General features: G+C 71.8%; 4 protein-coding genes. 2 read left to right on the top strand and 2 right to left on the bottom strand.

Annotated features, from left to right (window positions below):
* Nucleotides 1-315: 315 nt before the first annotated feature.
* Together MNY60_RS11195 and MNY60_RS11190 are read left to right on the top strand one after the other, a co-directional pair.
* Entirely contained in the window at nucleotides 316-2,463 is a 2,148-nt protein-coding gene (locus MNY60_RS11195) for a chromosome condensation regulator (RefSeq protein WP_242353928.1), read from the top strand.
* 258 nt (nucleotides 2,464-2,721) lie between these two features.
* Nucleotides 2,722-3,324: a hypothetical protein gene (locus tag MNY60_RS11190; protein ID WP_242353930.1), complete on the top strand. Its 603-nt coding sequence runs from the start codon at nucleotides 2,722-2,724 to the stop codon at nucleotides 3,322-3,324.
* Nucleotides 3,325-3,402: 78 nt separating this feature from the next.
* On the opposite strand, the gene MNY60_RS11185 is transcribed toward MNY60_RS11190, so the two are convergent.
* Nucleotides 3,403-5,436 carry a serine hydrolase gene (locus MNY60_RS11185; protein ID WP_242353932.1) on the bottom strand — a complete coding sequence of 678 codons (2,034 nt, stop codon included), beginning with the start codon at nucleotides 5,434-5,436 and terminating at the stop codon, nucleotides 3,403-3,405.
* Nucleotides 5,437-5,704: 268 nt separating this feature from the next.
* Nucleotides 5,705-11,683 (bottom strand): CARDB domain-containing protein, encoded by a 5,979-nt coding sequence (locus MNY60_RS11180; RefSeq protein ID WP_242353934.1) that lies wholly within the window; start codon nucleotides 11,681-11,683, stop codon nucleotides 5,705-5,707.
* Nucleotides 11,684-12,054 lie beyond the last annotated feature (371 nt).

Here is a 12,054-nt window from a genome sequence, read left to right as displayed (position 1 = left end):
GCTTGGGTCGGGACACGCGGGATCGCCTCCTGGCGATCCCGCATGATGATCCCCTGGCCGGCCGCTACAAGCCCGGCCGGAAATCCCCATTCAGTCCCATCGCTTGGCCGCTAACCGATCGGCATTGCCGCTAGCGCGACCCCACGCGCAGTCTCCATGGCTCCGCGTGAGGCAAGCCACCGCCATCATTGAAGGCAACGGGATCGGCGCACAGCCCGAGGCGCGGCCGCGCTGGTGACTCGATCGCCGATCCGGCATACACTGACGGTGGTCGCGCACACTTAGTGCGTTACGAGCGCGTGCTCGGGAGGTGCGATGAGTCAGAAGCGCTCGCTGCTCGCATTCGCCTGGCTGAGCCTCACGATCGCGATCGGAGCCTGTGCGTCGGGGAATCCGACCGGCGGCTCCCCCGTCGATCCCGCCGTCGGTCCGGCACGTTCGGTCTGGATGAGCATCGCCGCCGCGGGAAACTTCACTGTCGGGATTCGCCGCGATGGGACGCTTTGGGCGTGGGGGTCGAACGAGTACGGGCAACTCGGCGATGGCACGAAGGTCCTTCGTGGCTCGCCGGTCCAGATCGGCACTGGCTTCGCCACGGTGGCGGTCAGCCATTCACACGTGGCGGCCATCAAGACGGACGGGACGCTCTGGGCCTGGGGGGACAACACGAGCGGCAAGCTCGGCGATGGGACGATGGTGCCGCGGCTGTCGCCGGCGCTGATCGGCGGCGGGTTTACGTCGGTCGCAGCGGGCGCCCTGCACACCGCCGCCATCAAGCAGGACGGCTCGCTCTGGACATGGGGCGACGACTCCATCGGGCAACTCGGCGATGGCTTCCTCCCTCACCGGACGGCCCCGGCGCAGATCGGGACCGGCTTTGCCTCGGTTTCCGCGGCCGGCGGCGTCACGGCGGCGATCAAGCTGGACGGGACCCTCTGGGCGTGGGGGTACAACGCGGATGGCCAGTTGGGGGACGGCACCACCATCCAGCGATCCTTGCCGGTGAAGATCGGCGAGGGGTTTGCTGCGGTCTCGGTGAGCGGCGCGCACACGCTGGCCGTGAAGACGGACGGCTCGCTCTGGGCCTGGGGGGACAACTACGAAGGGCAGCTGGGCGACGGCTCGCTGACGCGGCGGAGCACGCCGGTGCGCATCGGAGCCGGCTTCGCCTCGGCCGCGGCCGGCCCTCACCACTCCCTGGCCATCCGGACCGACGGAACGCTCTGGGCCTGGGGCGCGAACGTGTACGGACAGCTCGGTGACGGGCGGTGGACGACGGCGTTCCGGCCCATCCAGGTCGGCGCGGGCTACGCCGCGGTGGCGGTGGGCGAACAACACAGCGTGGCGCTGCGGACGGACGGCACGCTCTGGAGCTGGGGCTGGAACGGCATCGGTCAGCTGGGCGTCCCCGCTGCGTGGGAGGTCTTCGACCCCGCTCCCCTCGGCACAGGCTTCGACTGGGTGTCCGCAGGCTGGGGGAACGGCTTTGGCATGAAGACCGACGGGACCCTGTGGGGCTGGGGGGACAACCTCGGGGCTTTACTGAGCGCCGGGACAGGAGTCACGCCGGTGGTCACGCCGCGGCAGGTGCTCGTGAGCGGCATCCGCTCCGTCGCGTGCGGTGAAGAGCACGCGCTCTTTCTGCGAGCGGACGGGACACTCTGGGCCGCCGGCGCGAACCATTACGGCCAGCTCGGGGACGGGACCGTGTACGAGAAAAGCCCGGCGGTGCTCGTCGGTCCCGGGTATGCAGCGGCATCGGCGGGCGCGACGCACTCCGTGGCGATCAGGAGCGATGGATCGCTATGGGCGTGGGGTGAGAACCTGGCGGGCCAGGTCGGGGACGGGACGACGGAGAACCGATCCCTCCCCGTCCTGATCGGGCCCGGGTTCGCGGCGGCGGCCGCGGGGGACGCCCACACCGTGGCCCTCAAGGCCGATGGAACGCTCTGGGCCTGGGGCGCGAACTTGTACGGCCAGCTCGGCGACGGCTCCGCCCTCGATCACCGAGCCTCCCCGGTGCAGATCGGGTCGGGCTTCGCGGCGGTTGCGGCTGGTGGTGGGCACACGCAGGCACTCAAGGTCGACGGCTCGCTCTGGGCCTGGGGCTCCAACTTGCACGGCCAGCTCGGCGACGGCACGACGCTTAACCGGAGCAGCCCCGTGCTCATCGGCACAGGATTCGCGTCGGTCACGGCGGGCGTCCAGCACACGCTGGCCTTCAAAACTGACGGGACGCTCTGGGCCTGGGGCAAGAACGACACCGGGCAGCTCGGAGACGGGACGGCCATGGACCGGCTCAGCCCGATCCAGATCGGCACCGGGTTCGTCTCCGTGACGGCGGGCCGGGACTTCACCGTGGCGGTGACGGCCGACGGGACGCGCTGGGGCTGGGGTGCCAACTTCTGGGGGCAGCTCGGGAGCGGGCCGGAGTTCAAGAAGGTGCCGTTCCCCGTCCCCTGATGAGCAGCGAGATGTTGCCGGCCTCGCGAGTGCCCGCGAGCCGCAGGCACTCCGCGTCGGCATCCGGGCCTGCTACGGACAGGTTCACGCTTCGTCCGGTGAAGGAGGTCACGAAGACGTGGACGCGCACCACGCCCGGGAACGAACCGCTTGAACGCGGTCGCTTCCGGCCGATACGAGCCGGTACACTCGGCGGCACCTGAGCCTTCGCGACAGGCGCTCATGCCCTGCTCGGCCCGGACGCGAGAGGACGCTCACATGCCGCGGTACACGTCGACGCACGTTTCGGGGCAGCGGTCGCAGCTGCCCGCTGAGCTCGCCCGGGAGCTCTCGGGAAACGAGCGAGTGCTCTGGTACGGCCGCCCGCTCGCCGGCGTGCGGCTTCGTGCCTCCGACGCGTTCGGGATTCCCTTCAGCCTGCTCTGGGGTGGCTTCGCCATCGTCTGGGAGACGACGGTGATCCATCAGGGCGCGCCTCTCTTGTTCCTGCTCTGGGGCATCCCGTTCGTTGCCGTCGGGCTCTACCTGATCGCCGGCCGGTTCTTCTTCGACGCGTGGCGACGCTCGAGGACCGCATACGCGGTCACGAGCGAGCGCGTGTTCATCGTGTCGGGCGGGCTCCGGCCGTCGGTGCTCACCCTGCGTCTCACGACGCTTCCTCCGGTCTCACTCAGCGAGGGGCGGGCGGGTGTCGGGACCATCTCGTTCGGTGGCGGTTCGAGCATCGCGGCAGCGCTCGGCGGCATGCAGGGATGGCCCGGTGCGGCCCGCCACCTCGGGACGCAGCTCGAGCTCCTCCCGAACGCACGCACGGTCTACGAGACGATCCAGGGCGCGGCACGGGACGCGACAAGGCGCTGACGCTGACAGGCGGGGACGTGACGTGGCGCGCGTCCGGGTGCCGCGTGGGCGCCCAGCGCGGCCGCCGCCGACCCTTCACTACTCCTCGATGAACGGGTACTCGTGCTGCGCGTCACGCACCGTGAGCGCCCGTTTCCCGCCGGCGCCCCGTCCGACCACGAACTCGAGCCCCTGCACCCCGGGCGCGGTCGTCAGGAACGAGAGGGTGCCGTCCGGATTCCGGCGCGAGGCCACCTCGCTCCGCCACTCGCCGAAGTCGAAGACGGTGGCGGCGCCGCTGCGGATCACCGCGATGCTACCGAGCGCCGGGCTCGCGTAGCGCCGGGCGAGGCGGGCACTCTCCACCGTGTCGGCGGGCACGGTGAGGAGCTTCCGCTCGGCGGCGAGCTCGTCGAAGAACGTCTTCGCCGCGGCCGTCGCCTGAGCGTCGGCCTCGGGTCTGCCGTCGAAGAGCACTTCCAGGAGCTTGCGGCGGAACACGTCCCGGAGCGCCCAACCGGGATCGCCGTTGGTCAGGATCACCGCGCCCACCGCCTGCCCGGGCAGCCAGATCATGTCGCTGTGGTAGCCGATCATGTCGCCCCCGTGGTGCACCACCGGGACGCCGTAGGTGGTGTCCACCGCGAGCCCCATCCCGTAGGTCACGTCCTTCCCGATCGTCACCTGCGGCGTCCGCCGGTCGAGGAGCGGACCCTTCCCGACGTAGGGCGCGCCGCCCGGCAGCGTCCCCTCGTCGAGCTCCATCTGCACGTAGCGCAGGAGGTCGCGCACGCTGCTCCAGGCGGCGCCGGCCGGGCGGAGCGGGATGATCGACCGGTTCACGTCCATGACCGCCTGCGCGGGCCTCCCGTCCACGTCCGGCGCGTGCGCGTCGGCGTGGGCCCCGGCCAGCGCGCGCCGGAAATCGAACGTGGTGGCGGTCATCCCGAGCGGCCCGAAGACCTGCTCCTGCATGGCCCGGTCGTAGGCCGCACCGAGCTCCATGCCCGGAAACAGGACGTGTCCCGCAGTGAACCCGGCCGCAGCCGCCAGGGGGTTCGAGTACTGGAACAGCTCGCCGAAGCGGCTGGTGGGCTGCATGGTGGCGAGCTCCGCGAGGGCCTTCGCGGGCGTGAGGTCGCCGAACTCGAGGAGCCACTCCATGTCCTGCCGGGGCATCCCGGTGCAGGCGCAGACGAGGTGCTTGATCAGCACCCGGCGGCTCGTGTCGGCGTCGCCCAGCGCGAAGCCGGGGAGCACCGACGTGACCGGTGTCGCCCAGGTGAGCCGCTTCTCGTCCACCTCCTTCGCGAGGAGCAGCGTGGTGAGCGCCTTGGTGTTCGAGGCGATCATGAAGAGGGTGTCGCCGTCGACCGGCGCCGTGTCGCCCAGCTTTCGGACGCCGAGGCCGCCGGCGAAGACGACCTTGCCGCCCTGCACGATGCCGAGCCCCACCCCCGGCACCTTCATCGCCTGCATGGCGCGCTCCACGAAGCGGCGGAGCTCGGCCAGGCGTGGGGCGTCGATGGGTTCGGCCTTCTTCCCCGCGAAGCTCTCGCGGGCATAGCCCTTCGGTAGGAGCCGCCCGAGCACCAGGACGATCTGCCCGCGCCGCTTCTCGGCGACCGGCTGCGAGAGGTCGCCGATCACCACCGTCCAGCCGCCCGCAGAGAAGCGGGCGCTCGCGAACACGACCCGGCGCTCGTTCGGCGACGTCTGGTAGGCGAAGTCGCGGCGCCTCGACCAGCCGTCCTTGTCGGGAAGATCGGCCGCCACCTTGAGCGGCCACCGCGCGCCGGGCCTGTACGCCTTCCAGGCTGCCGCGACCGCGGCTTCGGCATCCGACGCCGCGACGTCGACCAGCGCCAGCCACGAGTCTCCCTCGGGCGCTTCGAGGACGGTCGCCGGACCGCGCACCACGAGCGACCAGCCGGCAGGCGCCAGGAACGGGTTGCCGCCCACGGTCGTCTTCGGGCCGTCGGCCGAGAGCCGCTGTGGCGCGGGCGCAGCCGGCGCGCCGTCCGTGGGCGCCGTGGGCGCCGTGGACGCCGGCGCCGGCCGCTGCGGTGCGGACGCCTGCGCGAGCGGGGGGACGGCGAAGAAGAACAGAAGACCGGCGGCGAAAGCGCGCATTGGACCCCCGCAGCGAAGCAGAGCGCGGAGAGAGAACCCCCGCACCATGGGTCGCAGGCTTTCATGCGGAGAGCGGGACGACAACACGCTTCCGGGGGCGCACGCCGTGGCCATCCAGGAGCCCTCGCGATGAGGGATTCGCGGGGCGCGCCTCGCCGGCGCCGTCCGGGTGGCGACACTCGGCCGTCTCGACCCGCGCTCCTCGCGGGCTCCGCGGTTGCCCCGGCCCCGGCCCCGGCCAGCGGCGTGGCCGGGGCCGCGAAGGCCGCTAGGGCGCGCTGATCACGATCGCCCCGCCCGCGAGGGCGTTGTTCGCCCCGTCGGGCTCCTTCGCCTGGTCGCCCTGGCACTCGTACTGATCAGTGGACCAGTTGAACTCGCAGACGGTGAAGTCGTCCGCGAGGACGCCGAGGTAGTACGTCCCCGGCGCCAGCGTCGGCGGGATCGCCACGAGGGTGGTGTCGGACGAGCTCGCGCCCGGCTGGAGCCCAGCGACGCTGCGGTACCCGAGCAGCAGATCCGACGCGGTGATGCTGGCATCGGAGGAGAGGTACACGCCAACGAGGAACGCGGGGGCGGCGCCGCCCGCGGCGCTCGCGGCCACCGTGTTCGCGACCGGGATGCTGGTCCCCCGCACCGCGGAGGCCGGGCCGGACACCGCGGTCGCCACGAGGTCGGGCCCGGTGATCGCGATGGTGCCGCCGGCGAGGCCGTTGTTCCCCTCGTCGCTCTCGGGCGTGGTGCCGTACGGATCGGCGAACGCGCCGAGCTGATAGGTGCCGCCCGCGATGCCCGCCGGGATCGTCAGCGTGACCGTGCCCGAGCGCGACGCGCCTGACGCGAGGTCGCCGGGGTACGCGGTCCCGATCGAGAGGTCCTGCGGCGTGATGAACAGGTCACTCGACAGGTAGAGCCCGAGCGGCGGGCTCGTCGCGCCCGCGCCCGTCGGGAGCGCCGAGAGCGTGTAGCTGACGGTGATGGTCTCGCCGGTGAGAGCGGCCGGTGGCCCGGAGACCGCGATCGGCGCGAGGTCGGGACGGACGAGGGTGAGGGCGGCGCCCGCGGAGGCGTTGTTCGTCTCGCTCTCCTCCTTGACCTGGTCGTACGGGTCGAGGATGGCGCCGAGGTAGTAGGTCGCCTGGGCGACGGAGCTCGGGACGCTCACCGTGAGCGTCGCCGAGCTCGTCTCGCCCGGCGCCGGCATCGCGAAGGTGCCGTAGCCGAGCCGCAGGTCGGAGGTCGTGATGACGGGATCGGTGGAGAGGTAGATCGACACCATCGTCGCTGGGCTCGCTCCGGAGCCGAGGTTCGCGACGGTCGCCGTGACCGAGAACGGGGTCGCCGTCCCGACGCTCTGCGGCGCCGCCAGCGCGGAGACGGTGAGGTCGGGTCCGGCCACGGCGACGGTGTTGCCGGCGCGGGCGTTGTTCGTCTCGCTCGCCTCCGCGACGCGGCCCTCGTAGTCGGCGATCGCGCCCACGTAGTACGTCCCCGGCGCGAGCCCCGCAGGCACCGTCACGCTCGTGTCGGCGCTGCTCGTGGCGCCCGGCGCGAGGCCGCCGAGCGCGCGGTAGCCGAGGAACCGATCCGCCGTGGTGATCGTCGGGTCCGTCGAGAGGTAGTAGCCGACCTTGAACGCCCCCGTCCCCCCGCCGACCGCCGCGACGGCGTCGTGGACGACGAGCGGCAGGCCCGTGCCGGCGGTGGCCGGCGCGCTCACCTCGGTGAGGACGAGGTCCGTACCGCCGACGACGATGGGCCCGCTCGCGCGAGCGTTGTTCGTCCCGTCGGGCTCCTTCGCGACGTCGCCGCCGTAGCAGTAGGAGTTGTACAGGTAGTCCTCGAAGCAGTACGTGAAGTCATCGGCGATGACGCCCACGTAGTACGTGCCGGGCGCGAGCCCGAGCGGCAGGGTGACCGGCGTCGAGGCGGAGCTCGAGGCGCCCGGCGCGAGCGCGGCGGCGGAGCGCCAGCCGAGGAGCAGGTCCGACGGCGTGATCACGGGGTCGGTGGAGAGGTAGAAGCCCACGTCGAACGGCGGCGTCGCGCCGCCCGCGGCGCTCGCCGCGATCGTGTCGAAAACGGTGAGGGTCTCGCCGACGACGCCGGACGCGGGCGCGGAGACGGAGGTGGCCACGAGATCGGGGCCGATCACGGTGAGCGCGCCCCCCGCGGCCGCGTTGTTCGCCTCGTCGAGCTCCAGGACCTCGCTCGCCACGTCCGCGATGGCCCCGACGTAGTAGGCGCCGCCGGCCCAGGTGACGGGGAGGGTCATCACCGTGGCCCCCGACGAGGAGGCGCCGGAGGCGAGGGAGGGGACGGTGCGCTCGCCGATCTTCAGGTCGGCGGTGGTGACGACGGGATCGTCGGAGAGGTACAGGCCGACCTTGAACGGCCCGGTGCCGCCGCCGGTCGGGCGCGCGGTGACCGTGTCCTCCACGGTGAAGGTCCCGCCGGTGAGCACCGTCGCGGGGCCGCTCACGGACGTGACCTCGAGATCCGGGCCGTCCACGACGACGCGTGGACCGACGAACACGTTGTTGTCCTCGTTCGACTCCTGGACGTAGCCGACCACGTCGACGATCGCGCCGAGGCGGTAGGAGCCCGCGGGGAGATCGCTCGGGAGCGACAGGGAGGTGGTCACGCTCGCGGAGGCGCCGCCATCGAGGAAATAGACCTGCTGCCATCCCAGCATGCGGTCGGCGGTGGTGATCGTGTCGTCCGTCGACAGGTACACGTTCACGATGACGTTGATGGCCTTTCCGCGTCCCGGGTTCGCGACGTTGGTCGTGAGCGAGAACGGGGTGGAGGTCCCCAGGCGCTCGGGGGCGGACATCGACGTCACGGTCAGGTCGGGCGGCTCGAACGTGGTCACGTTCGACGCCAGCTTGTAGTTGTTGTCGTCGTTGGCCTCGCTGTCGCTCGCGAACGCGACCACGCCCACGTGGTAAGGGCGACCGAGGAAGCCCTCCCAGTTCGCGGAGATCGTGTACGCGAGGTTGGTGCACCCTTGCTGAGAGTAAACGCGTTTCGCGGAGCCGAGCGCGACGTCGCCCGGCCCGAGCACGTCGTCCTCGGAGACGAACCAGACGACGCTGAAGTACTCGGCGGTGAGCTCGCCGCCGATGTTGCAGACCTGCGAGGTGACGGGGAACGCCATGCCGAGGCCCGCGACGTCAGGGGTCGTGACGGACGTGACGGTGAGGTCCGGGAGCGGCTTTCGGGTGACGAGGAGCGTGGTCGTGGCCGATTGTCCGCGCCCGTCGGTCGCCACCACGGTGATGAAGTTGTCACCGAGCGCGAGCGGGACGAGGGTCTCGAAGTAGCCGTCGGCGGCGCGGATCGGAACGGCGGCGCCGTTCACGGTGAGCGACGCCACGCCCGAGGGATCCACGGCCGTGCCGAAGACGACGGTCTCCACCTCCGGCGTCACCTCGCCCCGCGAGGAGTAGACGCCGAGCACGGGCGGCAGGACGGGAGTCGTGAACGTGCGCGGCGTGCCGCCCCCGTCGTCGACGGCGACGTTCCCGCCCTCGTCGGTGGACTGCACCGCGAAGAAGTAGGTCGCCCCCTCCTCGAGGGCGCCGAGGGCCACCCCGTGAGAGGTCGCGAGCCAGTGGAGCGCGGCCGTGCCGCCGAGGGCCTGTGTCTTCCCGTAGAGCACCGTCGCGGAGGCCGGCTCGCTCGTCGTCCAGGCGATCTTCGCGCTGCCCTGGTCGAGCGCCGCCACCGAGACGCCCGTGATGACGGGCGGGGTGAGATCGCCGACGGCGGTCGCGCTCGTGGTCGCGGGGGCGCCGGTCCCGTCGTCCTCGTCGTCGTACGTCGCGGTGAGGGTTCCGCCCTCGGTCACGGCGAGGATGCCGTCATGGGCGACCCCCGGGGCAGGGCCGGTCGGCAGCGTGCCCATGAAGATGGAGGTGTCCGGCCCGGTCTCGGTGAGCCACACGAACTCGCCGGCGGGGTCGGCGTCGCTGCGGACGGTCACGTACGCCTCGTCGGACACGTCCGGGCGGACGTTCAGGTCGCGATCGCCGACCTTCACCTCGATGCGGGTGGTCGCGCCATAGCGCGCCCGGTCCAGGCCGATGAAGCCCCGCGAGGAGATCCCGCCGGCCCCGCTGACGACCAGCGCGAACGGCTGCGGGCCGGACGGAACGTTGAAGCCCCTCACCCGCACCGTGTAGATGCCCCTGGCCGCATCGGGCAGATAGAACTGCTCCTCCACGTTGAGCCGATCGGCCGTGCCGCCAGTGACCGAGACCCCGCCCGAGAAGGCGTTCCCCGCGTACGTCGCGCCGTCCGGGGCGACGACCTCGAGGTCGAGGTCGTTCACGAGCTCGACGTCGGCGTACTGCGCGCCGGGGTAGTCCGTCCAGACGAGCGTCACCTTGAGCGGGGCGCCGCCGATCGCGAAGAGCGACTTCGTGAAGGTGTCGCCGGTCGCGACGCCCGGCTGGACGTCGGCCACGTCGAGGAACCTCGAGTCTCCCGCGAAGCGCAGGGTGTTCGACAGGTTGATGCGCCCCCAGCCCTGGGCGATGGTGGGGATGGGACCGCGCGTGTAGAGGCCGCTCATCGACTGGGCGCTGTTGACGAGGGTCGCCTTGACGAGGGCCGCGGAGGGAAGGAAGGCGTCGGCGGGGCTCGCCAGCCCCGACGGCCAGTAGCCGTCCACGTAGTACTGGCGCACGAGCGCGGCGGCGCCCGCCGTGGTGGGCGTCGCCATCGACGTGCCGCTATAGGCGATGGTGCCGCAGTTGTTGGTGTCGGGGAGGCCGTCCGAGTCGGCCGAGACGATGTTCACGCCGGGCGCGGTGAGGGTCGGCTTGAGCCGGCCGTCCCAGGCCGGGCCGTTGCTCGAGAAGTAGGCGACGTTCTCGGCCTGGTCGCCGTTCTCGGTCGCGCCGACGCTGACGATGTTCTTCGCGGTGGCGGGGGAGCCGACGCGGAGGTCGGTCGGACCGGCGTTCCCGTTGGCGAAGAGGACGAGGAGGTCCTTGTGCTCCCACATGAACCGGTCGGTGCTCCACGCTAGCCCGTCGTACCAGTTCGCGCCGGAGCCCCAGCTGTTCGTGTGGATGCGGGCGCCCGCGTCGTAGGGACGGACGTACAGATCGGCGAGGTCCTCGGGCACGAGGAGGTAGTTGGCTTCACCCGGCGTGAGATCCGTCATGAACAGCCGGGCGTTCGGGGCCATGCCGCCTGCGGTAGAGAGCCCCGTGACCGGCCGCTGGTCCCCCGCCACGGTGCCGGAGACGTGCGTGCCGTGGCCGAAGTTCCCGTCCCAGGCGTCCGCCGACGCCACGTAGCCGGCGACCTTGCGGTGCGCGGGGCCGACGGCCGCGCCGCTCGGGTCGCGGAAGAAGCACATGTCCATGTCGAGCCCGGTGTCGCCGACGCCGACGATCTGCCCCGCGCCGTCGAGCCCGGCGCCGAAGACCGGCGTCGAGCCGGGGACGTACGACTGGATCACCCAGCGCGACGTGTCGTTGAGGAGCTGCACCGGCAGCGCCTCCTCGATCCAGAGGACCTCCTCGAGCCGCGCGAGCTGGGCGATGAGGCCGGGCGGGACCTCGACCTGCGCGACGTCCCTGGCGACCCGCACCACGGTTCCCTTCTGACGCAGGACCTCGGACAGGAGGGCCGGCAGACCGTCGGCGGCGTCGACGCGCACGCGGAGCCGCAGGGACTTCGCGAGGTCCTTGCGGACCGCGCCATGCTCGTCCTTGAGCGCGCGGGAGAGCTTGTACGCCGGCTGGAAGCGCGCGACTCCGCGGACCTTCGAGAGCTTCGCGACGCCCGCGCGCGTGTCGTCGTCCATCGAGACGACGAAGGCGAATCCGGGGAGGTAGTCGCCGATCCGCGCCCCGGCCGCGGCGAGCCGCGCCTTGTCGGCCTCGTGGATGGGGCCGTCCAGCTGGACGATCCACTTCCTCCGCTTCGCGGCGGCGGCCGCGTGGCGATCGCCGCGCGAGGCCGGCGACGCGGCCGGAGCGGAGACCTCTACGACCTCGGCGGCGGGGTCGAGCGTCATCCCGGCCACGGCGGGGAGGTCCCGCTCCTCCTCGGCCGTGAGCTCGGCCGGGAGCGCGGGCGGCTTCCCCTTCACGTCGAGCGCGTAGCCGTTCACCTGGACGGCCCCCTCCACAGGACGGGTGACCTCGTGGGAGCGCTCGGGCTCGGCTCGCCGACCGCAGGAGACGACCGCCAGCAGCGAAAGACACAGCGCGACGCGTAGCCTCATCGTGTACCCCTCCATGCGCCTGCTCGGATGGCTGTAGTGGGGTCGGATGACAGACCACTCTGCCGGAGAGCGCCTCACCCGAATTCGGGATCAGCCCGCGAGGGTTCGTTCGTCAGGGCGCGAAACTTCACCGCACGAGACAGGCGATCAGGCGTTGACGACGAGTGTGAGTCTTTTCGGGCGACTGCGATCGGCGCGCAGCCTGGTGGAAGACGCACGAGCGTGAGGCCGTGCTCTGCCCGGCGCGAGTCGCACGCGTGGGCTCCTCCCGGCCTTGACCGTTGGTGCGGCGTCCCTCGCGGCGGATCGCGCGAGCTGCCGCGAGCGCGCTGCGCACGCGGACCACGAGTCGACGCCTCCCTGCCGCGTGC

The organism is Anaeromyxobacter sp. SG17 (assembly GCF_022690695.1).
In the GTDB taxonomy this organism is placed as follows: Bacteria; Myxococcota; Myxococcia; order Myxococcales; family Anaeromyxobacteraceae; genus Anaeromyxobacter; species Anaeromyxobacter soli.
Note: the sequence above shows the minus strand (reverse complement) of the source record. Positions and strands in the feature narration are given on the sequence as shown.